The 19,453-nt window shown below is 43.6% G+C and carries 13 protein-coding genes and 2 tRNA genes; all 15 read left to right on the forward strand.

The features are described from left to right. Positions 1 to 158: 158 nt before the first annotated feature. Positions 159 to 2,621 (forward strand): CHAT domain-containing protein, encoded by a 2,463-nt coding sequence (locus HRU80_08350; protein ID QOJ28894.1) that lies wholly within the window; start codon positions 159 to 161, stop codon positions 2,619 to 2,621. 91 nt (positions 2,622 to 2,712) lie between these two features. Further along, entirely contained in the window at positions 2,713 to 3,465 is a 753-nt protein-coding gene (locus HRU80_08355; protein QOJ28895.1) for a hypothetical protein, read from the forward strand. An 87-nt stretch (positions 3,466 to 3,552) separates the two neighbouring features. Further along, complete coding sequence (locus HRU80_08360) at positions 3,553 to 9,084, forward strand: tetratricopeptide repeat protein (protein QOJ28896.1); 5,532 nt, start codon at positions 3,553 to 3,555, stop codon at positions 9,082 to 9,084. A 313-nt stretch (positions 9,085 to 9,397) separates the two neighbouring features. Then, the gene (locus HRU80_08365; protein QOJ28897.1) at positions 9,398 to 10,147 is read left to right on the forward strand and encodes a hypothetical protein; all 750 of its coding nucleotides are present in this window, start codon (positions 9,398 to 9,400) and stop codon (positions 10,145 to 10,147) included. A gap of 353 nt (positions 10,148 to 10,500) precedes the next feature. Continuing rightward, positions 10,501 to 11,565 (forward strand): ribosome small subunit-dependent GTPase A, encoded by a 1,065-nt coding sequence (gene rsgA, locus HRU80_08370; protein ID QOJ28898.1) that lies wholly within the window; start codon positions 10,501 to 10,503, stop codon positions 11,563 to 11,565. Between the two features lie 336 nt (positions 11,566 to 11,901). Then, positions 11,902 to 11,990: transfer RNA gene (locus HRU80_08375), tRNA-Leu, on the forward strand. Between the two features lie 30 nt (positions 11,991 to 12,020). Beyond that, a tRNA-Val gene (locus HRU80_08380) sits at positions 12,021 to 12,094 on the forward strand. 50 nt (positions 12,095 to 12,144) lie between these two features. Continuing rightward, positions 12,145 to 14,064: a threonine--tRNA ligase gene (gene thrS / locus HRU80_08385; protein QOJ30493.1), complete on the forward strand. Its 1,920-nt coding sequence runs from the start codon at positions 12,145 to 12,147 to the stop codon at positions 14,062 to 14,064. 39 nt (positions 14,065 to 14,103) lie between these two features. Next, positions 14,104 to 14,610: a translation initiation factor IF-3 gene (locus HRU80_08390; protein QOJ30494.1), complete on the forward strand. Its 507-nt coding sequence runs from the start codon at positions 14,104 to 14,106 to the stop codon at positions 14,608 to 14,610. A gap of 19 nt (positions 14,611 to 14,629) precedes the next feature. After that, the gene (gene rpmI / locus HRU80_08395) at positions 14,630 to 14,821 is read left to right on the forward strand and encodes a 50S ribosomal protein L35 (protein ID QOJ28899.1); all 192 of its coding nucleotides are present in this window, start codon (positions 14,630 to 14,632) and stop codon (positions 14,819 to 14,821) included. Between the two features lie 15 nt (positions 14,822 to 14,836). After that, positions 14,837 to 15,184, forward strand: coding sequence for a 50S ribosomal protein L20 (gene rplT / locus HRU80_08400; GenBank protein ID QOJ28900.1), 348 nt, complete (start codon positions 14,837 to 14,839; stop codon positions 15,182 to 15,184). Between the two features lie 76 nt (positions 15,185 to 15,260). Next, a complete protein-coding gene (gene pheS, locus HRU80_08405; GenBank protein ID QOJ28901.1) occupies positions 15,261 to 16,271 on the forward strand; it encodes a phenylalanine--tRNA ligase subunit alpha in 1,011 nt (336 codons plus the stop codon). A 2-nt stretch (positions 16,272 to 16,273) separates the two neighbouring features. Further along, positions 16,274 to 18,679 carry a phenylalanine--tRNA ligase subunit beta gene (locus HRU80_08410; protein QOJ28902.1) on the forward strand — a complete coding sequence of 802 codons (2,406 nt, stop codon included), beginning with the start codon at positions 16,274 to 16,276 and terminating at the stop codon, positions 18,677 to 18,679. Further along, on the forward strand, positions 18,676 to 18,996 hold the full coding sequence (locus HRU80_08415; protein QOJ28903.1) for a hypothetical protein: 321 nt from the start codon (positions 18,676 to 18,678) through the stop codon (positions 18,994 to 18,996). The genes HRU80_08410 and HRU80_08415 overlap by 4 nt, the downstream gene beginning before the upstream one ends. A 17-nt stretch (positions 18,997 to 19,013) precedes the next feature. Further along, entirely contained in the window at positions 19,014 to 19,307 is a 294-nt protein-coding gene (locus tag HRU80_08420) for a cell division protein ZapA (protein QOJ28904.1), read from the forward strand. Positions 19,308 to 19,453 lie beyond the last annotated feature (146 nt).

Consider the following 19,453-nt stretch of genomic DNA (forward strand, 5'->3'; position numbering starts at 1 on the left):
AGACCAACTCCTGCCTGAGATGTGTTTTACGGCAGGTAATAACCATGGTATCGTTTCTTGTGCATAAAATCACATCCGCCTTTTCATTTTGACTCAGTAATTTACCATCAGGTTCTTATCTTTTCCAACAAAAATAAATAATTCCTGTCATTCATACTATGAAATTAGCGTTAATCAGCAAATTTATTCTGATAATAATTCTTCCACTGGTACTCTTTTTTTCCGGCTGCTCAGGGGCTTCTGGAACCGGTCCGGGGGGGAGTTCTGAGGAGATTGAGAAAGCATTGGTATTCATCGGCAAGGGTGAGTACCAGCCCGCTGAAACTGCTCTGAAGCAGGCACTCAGATTTGCCGAAGCGGAAGGGAATGAGCTGAATTTTGTCAGGGGGAATAAATACCTTGGTAATGTGTATGCAGCCTATAATCTGCCGGATGAGGCACACCGGTATTATGATATTGCATCATCAAGAGCGGATGCCTATATCCAGCAAGCCCAAAGCCGCAACGACACCTCACTCTTCAGATTTAAGGTGGAACAGGCAAACATCCTTAACAATCAGGCAATACTTTATCAGTCACAGTTTGAATATGATAAATCAATTTACACTTTGGAAAAAGTACTTAGCATTGACAGGGAACTGGGGAACAAAGAGGGGGAATACCTTACCCTTGGTAATCTTGGCAGAGCATACAGAGATGAAGCTGCAGTGGTGCTTGGCAGGGAAACGGTAAAGGGAAAGCAGCAGATTGAAAAATCTATTGAACTTTTTGATCAGGCGCTGGCATTAAGGTATAACGGGTCTGATCTTGCAAATAAAGCCCGCTCACTTGAACTGCTGAATAATAATGCTGCTGCTTTGGAAGCCTATTCACTTGCTGTCAGTCAGTTCAGAAAAGAGGGAAACAGTCAGTGGGTATCCATCATTACCGGGAACATTGGCAAAATACTGATTGATCAGGCCGAGGCAGAAAGTGATCCTGTTAAGAAACGCTCCCTGTATATATCCGCAAAGGATTCGCTGAATTACTGCCTCCAGGGTATTGAGGCGGTCAGAGGGAATATCGGAAAAGATGCCGCAAGATCAACATTTTTTGACGATAAGATTTACTATTACGAAAACCTGATGAAAGCGCAGCTCCGGCTTGGTGAAAAGGAGGAGCTCTTTTCCACAATTGAACGGGCAAAGGCGCGCTCCCTGCTTGACCTTTTATATACCAAGGATTTTTCTTCCTCGAAGCAGTATTCAGACGAAGTAAAAGACCTGATTAAAAAAGAAAAAGAACTTTCGAATCTTATATCAAAGGTACAGGATGATCCGGACAGTTCTGATGCACTGAAAAGCTATTCATCGCAGTATGATAACGTGATCAGACTGCTCGCTGAAAAAGAACCGGAATTTGCTTCACTCAAACAGGTGGCTCCGGCATCCCTGCAGCGGATACGGGAACTTCTCCCGGAGACTGCCATGATGCTTGAATACTTTACCGGAAAGAACTTTTCCGTTGTGATGCTCATAACCAAAAATGATCTCAGGGTGAGAGAACTGAATTTCGGGAGCTATGCAATTGAGGATACCATTCATTCGCTCCGTGAATCATTCGTACAGTTTAATACTGATGCCGGAAAATTTAAAAGAACGGTTATGGACAGGGAGAGGGAAAAAGGTAACCGCAACTGGGTTGGTATCTGGCAGGAAGAGTGGAAAAACACGGTAACAAGCGATGACTGGCAATGGCGCCTCCTTAACCTTCACGGCTTGCTGATAGGAAAAGAATTTGCTGATATACTTAAAGATGCGGGGAAAGTGTATATTGTGCCTCATGGTATTCTGCATCATTTACCGTTCGGAGCCTTAATAACGGCACCCCAGAATCTTGATTTCAGTAAAACCAAGCATCTGGTGCGTCCAAAATTCTGGCTTGAGGAAAAATCTCTGGTTTTTCTCCCCTCGGCAAGTGTGCTGGAGTTTATCGTAAAAAAACAGTCTGATAATTTTTCGAATGCTCTTATAATCGGTAATCCGGTATATCCCTCCCCGACTTGGGCAAAGCTGCCGGGAGCTGAAGAGGAGGCAAAAACCATCTCTGATGAATTTGCTGAAAAGACACTCCTGGTTCAGCAGGAAGCAACGGAAACTTTTGTAAAGGAAAATATCAGTAAATTTAATGTTGTTCATTTTGCCACCCACGGCGAGTTTGACGCAAATGCACTTGAATCCAAGGTTTTATTTACGGCGACACAGCAGGATGATGGATATCTAACCGCGCATGAGATCTTTGACCTTGATCTGAATGCCAGTCTGGTTGTGCTGAGCGCTTGTCAGTCAGGGCAGGTTGGAGGCTATGTGAGAGACAGGGAGTCTGCCGGAGACGATCTGGTGGGCCTGACACGGTCGTTCCTTTTTGCTGGAGCGCCCAGAATTATAGCAACCCTCTGGTTCGTGGATGATAAATCCACCTCCTCGGTCATGAAAAAGTTTTATGAGAATCTGCTCAGGAGCGGCCAGCCGGTGCATGAAGCGCTCCGGCAGGCACAGCTGGAGGTGCTTAACAGTGATGAAAATATAGACTGGGTGCACCCATTTTACTGGGCGCCCTATTTTTTAACCGGAATGCATTGATTTGCCGGGAACAAAAACGAAACTGGTGATATATAATAATCAACAACAATTTTATTTATCATCACTAATTAATTTCTCAAGGAGATTTCAAATGAAAAACTCAAAAATGTTCGCGATTGTTCTCACGCTCGTATTTTCCATCTTTTTTTCATCAGCAGCTCTGGCTCAGGATAAAAAACCAAAAGAGGAAAATAAAAAATCCAAAGAGCAGCTTGTTGTACCGGCTTCAACTATTGATTTCAGGGCGCAGCTGAAATCTTCAAACTCTTCGCTTGAATCACTCGGCAAGATGATTGAGGACGGAAGAAAAAATGCAGAAGTAAACACACTGCTTGCGGCATCAATGATTCTCTTCCTGGAGGAGAACAGTTCCAAAATGAAAGCGCAGATAACCGGTCTTGATCTTCTGAAGGAAGCTACTACGCTTGCTACCACACAGAAGAATACCTCCGCGCTGAATACCGTAAAAGCACTGTGGGAAAACCCTCTCTTTGGCAACGATAAAGACAAAGCCAAGGAAGTGGCTGCAACCATTACCAACGTTGAGCAAGAACTTGCTTCTAACCGCGGTCCCGGAGCAAAAGTTGTGGATGTAAAGGTTGAAAACTATACAAACTACACAATCTATGTATATGTTGACGGAACCTACAAAGGATATATCAACTCAGGTTACTATGTGGTCTATAACAATATCGGAACAGGCTGGACTGACTTCTACGCTGAAACCGATAACATCTGGAGTTCTTCACAGGGCAAGTATATATACTACTACTGGTCGAACTCATACAACCTGACAAACTATGATTATACGTACGAAACCGACTTCACCTGGTCAGTTTATTAAGATAATGTTTCACGAAGCGGGTCCTGAAGTTTCAGGATCCGTTTCTCTGTTTAAAGAAAATCTATTTGATACTTTCAGGAGTTACTCATGAGCAATGCCCGGATTCTTGTTTACTTGTTCGCTTTCATGCTGTTTTCCTCAGCATCAGATCTTCTTGCCCAGGAGGCAAAGATATTCAATCACAAGTATATGGAAGTTGATTCCGCCCAGTCATTGCATGACCAGGGAGTAACTGATTATGAAGCAGGAGAATACTGGACAGCAATACGAAAGTGGATGGACTGCATACCAGCTTATGAAAGAGGGGGTGAAGCGGGACTGCTGGTTTCGGTTCTCTCCAATATCGGTCTCGCCTATGAGAATTTATATATTCCGGTGCTCGCTGCGTACTATTATGAACTTGCGTATAAAACTGCAGTTGCGGCAAATTTATCCACAAGCGCACATCAATATACCGGCTATACTGCCGGTACGCTGGTTAAATATGAACTCTACTCACTCTCCTCGTTTTATTTTGATGAGAAAAGGAAACTTGCTGAAACACTCGGGGAAGGATATGATGATGACAGTGAAAAAGCCTCGATAATTGCTGACTCGGTAAAATCTGCATCAGAGTGGCTTTCTAAAAACCGGGCATCAGTAATGAAAACCCTGACCCCATCCAAAAGCGCATTTCAGACGTATCTGATGGCGGCGGTGTATTCCATAAGAACCGGAAATTATAAAGACGGAGACCTTTTCCTGAGCAAAGCCTCGGAGATGATGCAGTTTGCCGGTCCGGATGAGGTGATTCTTTTTTCTGATGCTGCAACCGGCCTTGAAATAGCCGTGAGAAATTACGGTAAAGAAATCGGTACGGCACCTAAAAGAACCAAAGAAACAGCTAAAAATGAGTTTTATATTTTGAGTGTCCGGTATATTACCCCCGATTCAGCAGAGGCAGTTGTAGCCGGAGGCACAGCTGACGGTCTTTTTGTCGGATCGAAAGGTGATATATCAGGTGCGTATTTTACCGATGTTGAGGGGCATTCATCTTTCTATTTAGGGGCGATCAGGGTTATTAAAGCCGGCGAATTTGTTTCCACCATCGGAATTAAGCTGAAAACACCTGGCAAGGAATGGAAAATGGTATATCCGGGTGACTTTGCCGGACTGGAGGTATATACTCTTGAGCGGTCATTTTCAAGTGTTCTTGAAAAAACCGCCGCCATAAATATGAACTACCGGACGCTGAATAATCAGATACTCTACTCCCGCTTTATGCTGAGCCGTTATAATAATGCCTCCCTGGAGAAACGGGTAGTGGAAGCACTCGTGGATGATCTTCACGCTTCTCATGAGCGGTATTCGCAGTATGTAAATGATTATCCGACCTGGACTGCCCCTTCAGAAAAAGGTTACCTGAAAGGGGTTAGCATGATGGATGGTATTAAAGACGCCAGTTATGAAACGGTATCGGTTTATCTTACCTATGTTTCAGAGTATCCCGGCTCCTGGAACGGCAAAAACTCTCAGTTCCCAGTAATGTTTGCAACATGGCTTCTGAGTGATTCACCGCTGAACAAATCACAGTTAAAGCAGATTATCTGGGAAAGCATTGGCAAGGCAAAGCCCTCAGAGTTTATGTCAAGATACGGAGCAAGTCTTGAGGATGAATCTCTGATCGGAGAGATAGCCGGTTCCATTGAAGATTCGATTATCGTACGCGCTGGAGAATATCCGGTACAGATTGCGCAGCTGCAGTATCTTGATTCTCTTGCATCGTATCTGCCCGCAAGCTGGGATTATATGAAAACCAATTTTGAGCTCGGTCAGGCATACCGCGATACCAAGGAATATCAAAAGTCAGGGCATCACTTCCGAAAGGCAAGATATTTGTATATAAAAGGGGATTATATGTGGGATGCTGCAGAGACGCTTCATAACGATGCGCTTAATCTGCAGGATCAGGATTTTCTTAAGGAGTCAGCGGCAATGTTTGATTCCGCCATCACACTGAAGATGCAGGTCTCGGCCAAAGACCCCTCTGATGCTCTGTATGAAACCATCGGTTCATCACTCTGGGGAAAGGCATGGTCAATCCGTTATCTTAATGAGTATGATGAAGCGATTAAAATTTATCAGCTCTCAGTTGCATATTACGACTCATCAAAGCGGCAGTCTGCTAAAGCTTCTAAACTCACCGTCCTTGATAACATTGGCGAGATTTATGAGAAGAAGGGAGATCATAACCGTGCTATTGAGCATTATTTTGGTATGATGCCCCTAATTAAAGAACTGAATAATTTGCAGGAGGAAGGGGAAGCACTCAATGACATTGCTTATAACTATTCGCAGCTGGGTGAATATCAGAAGGCAATTGAATATTATACCAAAGGCTATGAAGTGCATACCAAAAGGGGAAGTTCTGAGGATGCCGGGTTCTCAACTTCGAATATAGCACAGGTTTACTGGACGCTGGGTGATTATGAAAAAGCAATTGCAACCCATCATAACGCAATAAAACTGAGGGAACAGGCTAATGATCTTGCCGGACAGGGGTACTCCTGGAGCAAACTCGGCGCTCTCTATAAGGAAAGCGGTGACCCGGCAAAAGGAATTGAGGCATTCGAAAAGGCGGTCAAGTTTTATGAACTCGCTAATGATGAAAGCGGTCTTGCGGATGTATATAAAGATCTGGGAGACCTCTATCTTAAAGTAAAAGATCTTTCCAAAGCTAAAGAAAAGCTTGAAAAGTCGCTTGATATCAAACGTAATCTGAAAGACCCTTTCAAACTTGCGGAAGCATACTTCGATATAGCATCTGTGTATTATCAGTACGTTGATTATCCCAATGCTGAGTTAAACTGGAAGAAAGCCCTTGAACTGTATGAACAGATAGGTGATTTCAGCGGTCGGGTATACACACTTGCCAATCTCGGATTGCTTGAATATGTCTATCACAAACGCTTTAATGATGCACTTAAAACCTTTAACCTTGCTGTTCGTCTTTCAGCCGAGGTTAATAACGACAACAATCTTGCCTACTGCTATCAGAGAATAAGCAACCTCTATAAAGAAAACGGCGATGTTGAACTAAGCAAGAAGTATATTGATTCTTCTTATGCCATTTACGTAAAACTGGGAGACCTCGCAAAAATCTCGAGTACCATGGTTGATATTGGATACTATTTTATGAGCCGCGGTGATTTCAAAACCGCTGATTCACTCTTCCGCCAGTCGCAGAAAATCGCTGTTGAGGCAAACAACAATAATCAGATTGCAATAGCAAATCAGAGTCTTGCCGATATGGCTCTCTATACGGGTGAATTCAAGAACGCACTCAGCATTCTTGAGGAAACAAAAAAGATTTATGAAAAGATTGACAACTTTTGGGGGCTTGCCTCCATCAATCTGAGCCTTGGTAATGTGTATAACCATATGGGCGAGTTCGCGAAAGCTATTTATCATTACGATATAGCAGACAGTCTCTATGCATCCAAGGATGATGATTACAGCCGTGCGACTCCGATTAATAATAAAGGAACCATATACTACTGGCAGGGAGATCATGCCTCCGCGCTGCCTCAGTTCCTCAAAGTAAAGGAAATTCTTGAAAAATACAGCGCTAAGAATGAGTTCTACGCGATCGTTCTTTCAAATGCCGGTGAGGTGCTTGCTGAGCAGAAAAAATTCGACGAAGCAAAAAAGTATCTTGATGAAGCCAAGAAGATGGCAGACGGATTTAACTTTAATTCTCTGCAGGTTACGGTAAACACTATTTTCGCGAAGATGAATATCGCCCAGGAAAAATATGAAGATGCCCAAAAGTATATAGATGAAGCATACCGCCTGGTTAAGAAATCCGGCGAGAAGGACCGCCTTACCGATGTTGCAAACATAAAAGGTAAAGTTGCTTATTATAAAAAGGACTTCAAAACCGCATTGCAGTATCTGGATGAATCCGTTTCAATATCACGGCAGATAGGCACAACACGATATCTGTATCAGCCGCTGTATATGCAGGGGCTCATCTACCGCGACCAGAATCAGGTTGACCTCGGCATTAAAAAGCTTAAAGAAGCGATTGAGGTGGTTGAAATCATCCGCGGCAAACTGACCGGAGGCGAACAGGCAGCCAAACTTTTCTCCGCGGGAGAGGAGAAAGTGAAAATCTATGAAGAAATTATTTCTTTGTATATCCAGAAAAATGAGATTGACAGCGCGCTGATATTCCTTGATAAGAGCAATAACGAAGCTCTGAAACAGCAGTTCGGCAAACTTGATGTAAAGTTCAAGGATGAAAACAAAAACGAGGCTATCAATAAAGAAAAAGACCTGAAGAGCAAGGTAAACGGCATTGAAGAAGAAATTGCAAAAGTAAAGGCAAAACCTGAATCTCAGCAAAACAAAGAGTACCTTGAAAGCCTTGAAAAGAGCAAGAATGTTGCGGAGAAAGAGTATATCAACTTTATTACTCAGACCGTGAAGGAGTTCCCGACGCTGCAAAACTATTTTGCCAGCAATGTAAATCCGAAGAGTTTCATCCGTTCAAAGAGCAAGATACCGGATGATGTGGCAGTGCTTGCCTACCTGATGGGTGAGAATCAGTTATATATCTTTGCTGCCTCGCGGGATACCGTTGTCGCAAAGGTAATCCCTGTTACCCGTGAGAAGATCGAAAAATCTGTTGTGAAACTCTACCGTCTGATGAAAGACTCACAGATTGGCAAGTCACTCGGAGATCTTGATCCGACCACGTTTATGCCGAAGACCTCAGGCAAAGATCTGGTTGTTGATTCAAAACTGAAGCCGTTCCTGAATACCACGGATGAACTCTTCCAGACCCTGGTTGGACCGGTATATGATATCATAAAGGATAAAAAGAAACTCTCTATCATCCCATACGGCAAACTTTATTACCTGCCGTTTGAAGCGCTTTCATCTGTCCAGGATGATAAGCGAACTTTCATGAATCAGAAATACTCGATTTTCTATATCAGCACACTGGAAATATTCACCGGACAGACAGATGTTGAGGATATAGACTTCCGTGTAATGGCATTCGGCAATGCTGATAACACACTGCCAAACTCAGAAACGGAAGTGAATGACCTGAAGAAGATATTTGAATCCTCAAAAATCTATGTGAGAAATGAAGCTTCGGAGGATAAGGTCAAAAACCTCACCCCTGATTTTAACGCGCTTCATTTTGCGACTCACGGCAATCTTGACTATAACAAGGTAGAGAACTCCTATCTGACCCTCGCCGCAAATGATATAGCAGGGGAGGATGGTAAACTGACTATCGAAGAGGTTTGGGGTCTTTCAAATCTGAATCAGTATAATCTGGTTACACTATCAGCATGCCAGACTGCCGTAAGTGATGAAATTATCCAGGGCTGGATGGTGAATCCTGCGAATGCATTCTTTGATGTAGGGGTAAAAACCGTAATCGCCTCCCTCTGGCAGGTGGATGACGAGGCAACTTCCATCCTGATGAATGCTTTTTACAAGAATCTAAAGACCATGAACAAGGTGCAGGCGCTTCAGGAGGCAAAACGGGTGCTTCAGCAGACCCCGAAATTCGTCTTCCCTTATTACTGGGCATCCTTTGTGATGGTGGGGGACTACAAGTAGAATTATGAATTGTGAAGTATGAATTATGAATAGTGAATTTTTTGCATTTATGGGGGGTATTTCAGGAATACAGGCACCGGAGCTAAATGAGATATTTACGAGGCTTCAGGGTTTTGCGCCGGAAACCAGACCTGAAAATTGTAGCTCAAATGAGTTATTTTGCCACTTTTGAGCAGATTGGCCTTGTTTTTAACCGGAATTCCTTAACTTTCGGGACAGAAGTTCTCAGGGTTCGGGAACTTTTGCAGTCTTTGTGTGCTATAAAATTCAGAAACAAAATTTTTCAAAAACATCCATTCACAGGAGACACAAAATGTTCACAACAAATCGTTTCGCAGCTTTCGTATTAATGCTCGCGTTTTTATTCACCTCAGTTTCTGTCGCTCAGGACAAGAAGCCGAAGGAAGAAAACAAGAAATCCAATGAGACTGTTACCGTTCCGGCTAACACCATTGACTTCAAAGCACAGTTAAAGTCATCCAACTCATCACTGGATAACCTCGGTGCAATGATTGAAAACGGCCGCAAGAAGGCAGAAGTTAACACCCTGATCGCAGCTGCTATGATCCTCTTCCTCGAAGAAGGAGCTACAAAGTCCAAAGCTCAGATCACCGGTAATGACCTTCTTAAAGAAGCTACCGAACTGGCAACCAAGCAGAAGAATGTTAACGCTCTCAAGACCCTTCAGGGAATCTGGGAAAATTCCATGCTCGGCAACGACAAGAATAAGTCAAAAGATCTCGGCGCAACCATCTCTTCAGTTGAAGCTGAACTCGCTTCCACCAGAGGCCCGGGCGCAAAGGTTGTTGACGTAAAAGTTGAAAACTACACCAACTATACCATCTATGTTTACATTGATGGTGTTTACCAGGGATATCTGAACTCAGGCTACTACGTTGTGTATAACAACGTTGGTACCGGCTGGACAGATTTCTACGCTGAAACAGATAATATCTGGAGCAGCTCACAGGGTAAGTATATCTACTACTACTGGTCAAACTCATACAACCTGACCAACTACGATTATACCTACGCAACCGACTTCACCTGGTCAGTTTATTAATAGGAAATAATCCTCTTATTTGAAGGGCTGTCTGAATAAGGCAGCCCTTTTTTTATTATGAATTATAAAGTATGAATTATGAATCAGGGAGAAACCAGAGATTGGGGGAAAATTGACCTGCGTAAAAACCGATAACCTGTCTTTATTTTATTGAGCACTCATCGCCTGCGGGAATGCACGTTGGCAAAATATAAAGCCCCCGTAATTTTCTCCAAATTCATTTATGGTCCAATTCCTGAATAAGAATTTCGTATTCTGATAAATTCATATATTTGCATGGGTTTCCCGCTGTGAATATAACTCTGACTAATTGTCATACTGATAACGGTGCCGTTAAATAAGATTGAAATACCATGACACTTGAAGATTTAGGATATAACACTCTGCTTGAAAAGTTCAGGATTGAACATGACCTGATCAATTTTGAAATAGGGAGGGTTATTGCTGAACACAAAGAGCGGTATGTAGTCAAAACAGTTAAGGGCGAATTCCACGCTGAGATAACCGGTAATATGCGGTTCACGGCCAGGAACCGTGAAGATTTTCCGGCTGTAGGTGACTGGGTTGCTCTTACTGCTTATGATGATGATTTTGCAATAATTCATGCTATTCTGCCGAGGTTTTCGATCATCAAACGTCAGGCAGTCGGTCAGTTCGGAGAGGTTCAGATTATTGCGGCAAATATTGATTTTGCATTCATTGTGCAGGCTGCTGACAGAGATTTTAATATCAACCGGATAGAAAGATACCTGACGATATGCTACACTTCTAAAGTTACCCACTTAATAGTTCTTACAAAGACTGATTTATTTGACGATTCTAAAATTGATGAACTTAAAGAGAAAATCTCGCAGAGGATTACCCATGTTCCGGTTTTTCCGGTCAGTAATGAGACCAAAAAGGGTTATGAGGCCTTATATACCTCCGTTGAAAAAGGAAAAACGTATTGTCTGCTTGGCTCATCAGGTGTTGGTAAGTCCTCACTGCTGAATAATCTATCCGGTAAATCACTGATGAAAACCGGAAGAATAAGCGAGAGTACTAACAAAGGAAAGCACGTTACAACTCACAGGGAATTAATTTTGCTTGAACAAGGCGGAATCCTGATTGACAATCCCGGAATGAAAGAAGTTGGTATAGCCGATACTGCGGGCGGTTTAGAAGCCACGTTCGACAGTATTCTGCAGTATTCTGAGTCTTGTAAATTTAAGGATTGTACCCACACAACTGAGGCTGGCTGCGGCGTTATTGAAGCTGTTGAGAAGGGAGAACTGGACAAAGAATCTTACCAGAACTTTCTGAAACTGGAGAGGGAGAAAAAACACTTTGAAATGACCACCGCCGAAAAACGCAAAAAAGACAAAATATTCGGTAAGATGATGAAGAACTACAAAAAGGATTTTTATAAAAAGAAATAACTTTTTCCTTCTTTCAGATGTAATTTCATCTGTTTCCTGATTACACCGATGTCACCGCCATACACCTTGTTGGTTTAATTTTGAAGAATCAGAAATCTGATGTCGGGTTACTCTGTCACAAATGAACCCTTCAAGATTCAGTCCCCGGGAAATAAACTCCTGAAAAAGTTTAAGGTGAATATTATAACCACCGCAAAAATTATATTTATCTCAGAATTGTGCTTACATTTACCCAAAATGTGGGCGAATGGGGGGTGAAAACGCGGATTATTTCAAAATTTCCAATTTGTAGTGACCATGAATTTCCTTATCTTTAAAGTCCGAAAAAAATAATTCGCCGGGGTGGCGGAATTGGTAGACGCACAGGACTTAAAATCCTGAGGAAACTTGTTTCCGTGCCGGTTCGAGTCCGGCCCTCGGTACCATTTAATTGGTTCCCGGCGAGTTTTTCAGAGGGGCTTTTAGCTCAGTTGGTTAGAGCGTCTGCTTGACGTGCAGAAGGTCATAGGTTCGAATCCTATAGAGCCCACTATCAGACGGATTGTATCCGGTTTTTTGTTTTAAAGAGTTACAGTGAATATTACCGTTACCCTTCCCGACGGCAGCGCCCGGGAATTTCCTAAAGGCATTACTGCCTTTGAAATAGCTAAAGCCATTTCCCACCGCCTGGCAGATGATGCCCTGGTGGCGGTTATCAATGGTTCACAAACGGAGCTTTACACTCCGGTGGAGTCAGACTGCTCAGTCAGATTTGTGACTTTTGACCAGGAAGAAGGAAAGTATGTTTACTGGCACTCGACCTCGCACCTGATGGCTCATGCTGTACAGGATCTTCATCCTGAAGCTAAATTCGGCGTTGGTCCTCCGGTTGACGGCGGTTTTTACTACGACATCGACGTGAATAAAAAACTCACTGAAGATGACCTGAAAGTCATTGAGGAGAGGATGGCGGTACTGGCTAAACAGGCAAATCCGTTTGTCCGTCAGGAGCTAAGCAAAGCTGAGGCGGTTGCCTTCTTTGAAAAGAAGGGAGACCCCTATAAACTGGAAATCCTGAGCGAACTGGATGATACTCAGGAGACCATCAGTCTGTATCACGAAGGAGATTTTACCGATCTATGCGTCGGGCGTCATCTCCCGGATACCGGCAAGATTAAGTATTTCAAGCTGCTGAGCGTTTCAGGTTCCTACTGGCGCGGCGATGAAAAGAATAAGCAGCTTCAGAGAATTTACGGGGTTTCATTCCCCAAAAAGAAAATGCTTGAAGATCACCTGGCTTTCCTCGAAGAGGCAAAAAAGCGTGATCACCGTAAGCTCGGCAAACAGCTTGACCTTTTCTCGGTTCATGAAGAAGCAGGAGCCGGGCTTATTTACTGGCATCCTAAGGGTGCAAGAATCCGCCTTGAGGTGGAGGACTTCTGGAGGAAAGCACATTTGGATAACGGCTATCAGATGCTTTACTCCCCCCACATGGGCAAAAGCTGGCTCTGGGAAACCAGCGGTCACTTAGGTTTTTACCGCGACAGTATGTACGCCGGTATGAAGGTTGACGAAATGGACTATTACATCAAACCGATGAACTGTCCGTTTCATATCATGATTTATAAAACGCAGCTCCGTTCCTATCGTGATCTTCCGTTGCGCTGGGCTGAGCTCGGAACGGTTTACCGTTACGAAAAATCAGGCGTGCTTCACGGCCTGCTTCGCGTCAGAGGATTCACTCAGGATGATGCACATATATTCTGCACACTTGAGCAGGTTGAACCGGAAGTAATTGAAGTTATCAGATTTGCCAAGTATATACTCGGCTCGTTCGGGTTCACTGATCTGAATTTTTACCTTTCGACCAAGCCGGAAAAAGCGGTTGGTGAAGATCATCTTTGGGAGAAAGCCACAGAGTCTCTGAAACTCGCAATGGAAAAGGAACGGATTCCTTATGAAGTTGACGAGGGAGGCGGAGCATTCTACGGACCAAAGATTGACATCAAGATTAAAGATGCCCTTAACCGCGAGTGGCAGTTAAGCACCGTGCAGTTTGATTTTAATCTGCCGGAGCGCTTTGATATGAAATATATCGGTGAAGACGGTAAAGAACATCGTCCGTTCATGGTACACCGCGCACTGCTCGGCTCAATTGAACGGTTCTTTGGTATTCTGCTCGAACATTATGCCGGAGATTTTCCTCTCTGGCTTGCACCGGTTCAGGCAGCAGTTATACCGGTATCACAGAATTATATGGAATATGCGCAGTCAGTAACTGACAAACTTCAGAAAGCCGGTATCAGAGTTGAACTTGATCACCGCAGTGAAAAAATCGGCTATAAGATCAGGGACTGGGAGCTGAAAAAAGCACCGTATATGCTCATCGTTGGTGAGAAAGAACAGTCGGCAGGTACGGTATCCGTCAGAAAGCGGAAATCGGCTGACTCAGTAAGCTCAACCGCTGATGAACTTATCGCGCAGTTTCTTGAAGAGATTAACAACAAAATATATCACTAACAAAGAGGTAATTCTATCGCAGGCGCCGAAGAAATCAGAATAAATGAAGAGATCACCGCAAGAACCGTGCGGGTGATTGATTCAGCAGGAGATCAGCTTGGAGTATTTTTAGTTGCAGATGCAATCCGGCTGGCAAAATCAAAAGAACTTGACCTGGTGGAAATTGCACCAAAAGCAGAACCGCCGGTTTGCAAAATAATTGATTTCGGCAAGTATAAATATGAAATGCAGAAGCGTGAAAAGACGCAGAAAAAGAATCAGCACGTTTCTGTCATGAAGGAAATCAGATTTCATCCGAACACGGATTCGCATGATTTCGATTTCAAAACCAAGCACGCGATCGGATTCCTTGAAGACGGCAACAAGGTAAAGGCAGTAGTGGTGTTCAAGGGGCGCGAGATGGCATATACATCACAGGGAGAGGTATTGCTGAATCAGTTTATTGAACGGGTGAGTGAATATTCAAAAGTTGAAAGCCCCCTGAAAATGGAAGGGCGTAACATGAGTGTAATTGTGGTCCCGCAAAAGGGCAAAAAGAAAAAATAATCAACAAATAGGAATAACAATGCCTAAAATGAAAAGTAACCGCGGAGCTTCCAAAACGTTCAGAAGAACTGCTTCCGGTCAGTTTAAGAGAAAAAAGGCGTATAAGAGCCATATTCTCACCTCCAAATCAACCAAGAGAAAAAGAAACCTGAGACATGGTACTCTTGTTGATAAAACCAATTTGCAAAAAGTTCAAATAATGCTGCAATAAAGGAGAAAATAAGAAATGCCAAGATCTAAAAATAAAGTTGCAGCTCACAGAAGAAGAAAACGCGTTCTTGAGAGAGCCAAAGGTTACTGGGGTGCCAGGAAAAACGTCTGGACGATTGCCAAGAACCACATTGAAAAAGGATTAACTCACGCATTCAGAGACAGACGCCTCAAGAAGAGAGATTACCGCGGTCTTTGGATTATCAGAATTAACGCAGCCGCAAGGATGCACGGCCTCAGCTATTCAAAGCTGATCCACCTGTTGTCTGAAAAAGAAGTAGGACTTAACAGAAAAGTACTTGCTAAACTTGCTGCTGAACATCCGGCAGTGTTTGCTGATGTAGTTTCTTACGTAAAAAGTTAATCCATAGATACATGTTTCATTATCCTCTCTTCCTTACAAGGGGGAGAGGGTATTTTGTTTTAAAGGGTTATGTCCGATGAAAGAAAAGATTGATGAACTGAAAAACCGGGCTCAGGAGTCTCTGGCTAAAATTAATGACCAGAAATCACTTGAGGAATTCCGTATTGCATATCTGGGCAGAAACGGCGCTGTATCAGGCCTGTTTTCTGAACTGAAGAATGTGCCCAAAGAGGAAAAGCCGCAGGTCGGCAATATGCTGAATCATCTGCGTGATGAACTGACAGCAGCCTTTACCGAGCTGGCATCTAAATACGAAAACAGCGGCGATGAACCCGCTGCCCGCATTGATCTTTCACTCCCCGGCAGAGCCCGCGTTATCGGAAGCCGGCATCTGGTTACGCAAACCATGGATGATATTAAAGCCATTTTTAAACGGATGGGCTTCTCGATATATACAGGGCCCGAAGTTGAATCTGATTACTACAATTTTGAAGCGCTGAACTTCCCTCCGAACCACCCTGCCCGCGATATGCAGGATACCTTTTTTATCAGCGATAATTTTGTTCTCCGCACGCATACCACTCCCGTGCAGGTGAGAATTATGGAAGCAGGACCACCGCCTGTCCGTGCAATCATGCCCGGCAAAGTGTACCGCAATGAGGATATCAACGCACGCAGCCACTGTATCTTTCACCAGATTGACGGTATTGCCGTTGGTGATAATGTCACTTTTATGGAATTAAAAAGCACGCTTCTTTCGTTTGCAAAAGAATTTTACGGAAGCAGCATTAAGCACCGCTTCAGGGCAAGTTTCTTCCCGTTTACCGAACCGAGTGCAGAGCTTGATGTAACCTGCTTTATCTGCAGCGGCAAAGGATGCAGAATGTGCAAACATTCCGGCTGGCTCGAAATTCTCGGCTGCGGCATGGTTGACCCTAATGTATTTAAGAGCGTGGGATATGATCCGGAAAAGATTACCGGTTATGCATTTGGCATGGGTGTTGAGCGTATCGGTATACTGAAATACGGTCTCCCTGATATACGTCTCTATTTTGAAAACGATCTCAGATTTTTAAGGCAGTTTTAATCATGGTAATATCACTCAACTGGCTGAAAGAATATATATCGCTTGACGGAATTTCCCCTGAAGAAATTTCTGAAAAGCTGACCAATGCCGGACTGGAAGTCGAAAAAATGACTGACCAGCGGGCGATGTATAAAGGATTTGTTGCTGCGCATGTGCGGGAGTGCGTTAAACATCCGAATGCTGATAAATTGTCTCTCTGCAAAGTGTGGGACGGACAGAATGAACTGAGTGTGGTCTGCGGTGCACCCAATGTTGCAACCGGACAGAAGGTTGTTCTTGCTTCCATTGGGACACATATTCCCGGAAAAGATTTCGTGATAAAGAAATCCAAAATCCGGGGCGCTGAGTCAGAAGGCATGCTCTGCTCAGAATCAGAACTCGCTATCAGTGATAATCACGATGGCATCATGGTTCTTCCTGAAGATACTGAAGCGGGAAAAGATATATCGGACGTGTTAGGACTTAATGATGTAATTTTTGAGATAGGCATAACACCAAACCGCCCCGATGCACTTTCTCATCTGGGAGTTGCCCGTGACCTGGCGGCGATTTTTGACAGGGAAATCAGGAAACCCTCACTGAAAAATTCCACCGCGGCAGATGATATAGATGCACTTGCATCTGTGGAAATTGCTGATGCTCAGGGCTGCCCGCGATATACTGCCAAAGTTATAACAGATGTTACTATTGGACCTTCGCCGGAATGGCTTAAGAACAGGATTCAGTCAATCGGGCTCAGGTCAATCAATAATGTGGTGGATGTTACCAATTTTATCTTGCATGAACTTGGCCAGCCGCTTCATGCATTCGATCTTGATACCCTTGCCGGAAGCAAAATAGTAGTTAATAAAGCCGGTTCACTGAAAGAATTCACCACGCTCGACTCAAATAAGCGGCAGATGAATCCCGATATCCTCATGATAAACGATGGAAAGAAGGGAGTTGCCATTGCCGGTATCATGGGAGGAGAGAATTCTGAAGTAACTGCAAATACAAAAAACATACTTTTGGAGAGTGCATATTTTAATCCTTCTGTTATCCGCAAAGGAGCCAAATTCCTTCAGATGAGTTCTGATGCCTCCTACCGGTTTGAGAGGGGGACAGATCCTGAAATGACTCTTTTTGCCGCTGAACGCGCCGCTGAACTTATTGCTGAGGTTGGCGGGGGAAAACTGATTGCAGGGACTATTGATATATATCCCTCTGCCATTGAAAAGAGAAAAACGGAACTCCGTTTCAGCCGTATTGAACGGATACTCGGCTTTGCTGTTCCAAAAGAGAAGGTAGAAAAGATTCTTAAGTCCCTTGAGTTTGTAATCACGGGAGCAACGGATGAAAAACTGATGCTTGAGATTCCCTCATTCCGCCCTGATATTGAAAGGGAGATTGATGTAATCGAAGAGGTTGTCCGCGTCTATGGATATGAAAATATACCCGATAATATGATTGTGAGTTATCCGGTGCACAACCGTGTTGACCAGACCGAGTTTGATGATCAGCTGAAAACCGCACTGACGGGGCTGGGTTATTATGAAGCTATTTCGCTTCCGATGATTTCCGATTGGGAAAGCCGGCTATTTGGTGAACCGGTAAAGGTAAAAAACCCTCTCACCGTTGAGATGGAATATCTCAGAACCTCCCTGATCCCGGGTATGCTTCAGAACATCCGCCGGAATATTCACGCAGGTGAAAAAACTGTCCGCCTCTTCGAGATCGGCAATGTAATGTCCCGGAGCGGTGAAGGAGAAATCTCCTGGGAGAACCTGAAAGAGGAAACCCGGTGTGTGCTTGTACTCTCCGGCGAAGCTGAAAGCAAAGAATGGTTCAGAAACGAAAGAAAATATGACATTTTTGACCTGAAAGGGGACCTTGAGAGCCTTGCCGTCAAGTTTTCTGTTGATTCTTTCACTATTGATTCCTATTATTCTAAAGAGAATATTATCTTTGGCAGTGTGGCAGAGGTTAAGAGCAGGGGGCAGGTGATCGTAACCGGCGGCAGCATCAGAAAGGAAATTCTCAAAAAGTTCGATATTGATCAGCCGGTGTTTTGCGCGGAGTTTACCATTCGCAGTTTTGCTGATTCAGTAAAGAAGCAGGAAGGATTCAGGCATCTGCCAAAATTCCCGAAAGTTTTCAGGGATTTCGCCTTTATCCTGGATTCAGGTGTTGAATACAGTGAACTGTCAGCATTTGTCGAGAAGAATAAATCACCGCTTCTCAGTTCATTCAGATTGTTTGATGTATATGAACACAAAAGTCTGGGTGAGGGCAAAAAGAGCATGGCGTTTTCACTTGAGTTCTACAACGAAAATGCAACACTGACTGATGAGATTGTTGATAAAGAATTTAATTCATTAATACAAAAAATTTCCAAAAAATTTAATGCTCAGTTGAGGGGCAGTAATTGACAGATCAGAACCGTTTTGAGGCATTGCTGAATGAACTTGATTCATTGCAGAATCAGATTGAGGGATTCCTTGATACCCAGGGGCGGATTGCCGCTGAGAAAACTGAACTGGAACGGAAACTGGCTGAAGCAAAAAAGGAAAATGAATTTCTGAAATTTCAGATTGAAGTAAATCAGAAAGAACTTGAATCACTGAGGAACCGGGCATTGCAGAACCCCGGAATGAGTGATGCGGAAAAAGAAGAACTTAAAAGCAGGATTGCGGGGGCAATCACTTTAATTAATAACCGTTTAGCCGACGGAATAAAAGGCGAATGAAAACGGATAAATAAATCGTGTCTGAAAAGAAGAAACTTAAAGTCAAGATCTTCGATAAAGAATATTCTCTCCTCGTTGATGACGAGGAGTTGGCAAAGGAACTGGCTGAATACGTTAACCGTGTAATGGAAGAAACCAGGGAGGAACTCCCTGATCATCCTGCTCAGACAGTTGCAATAATTGCATCATTAAATATTGCCTATGACTTCTTCCTTGAGAAAAACAAGAGTAAGGAATACCTGATTCAGGCCTCTGATAAGGTAAAACGGATAAAGTTTCTTCTCTCCCAGCCAGATTTATACAATCCATAAGAGTATTGCGCCTCGCCGGTCGTGAAAAAACAAAAAGAACTAACTTTGTTCACTACGGGTTGTTGGCTCACGACGCTGAATACAGGCCTTAATCCGGCTTGCCGGATACGCCCTGCAAAGGGTAACATTGGAAGTACGATGCTTCG

This window comes from Ignavibacteriales bacterium (genome assembly GCA_015709675.1).
Taxonomy (GTDB): Bacteria; Bacteroidota; Ignavibacteria; order Ignavibacteriales; family Ignavibacteriaceae; genus H2-BAC3.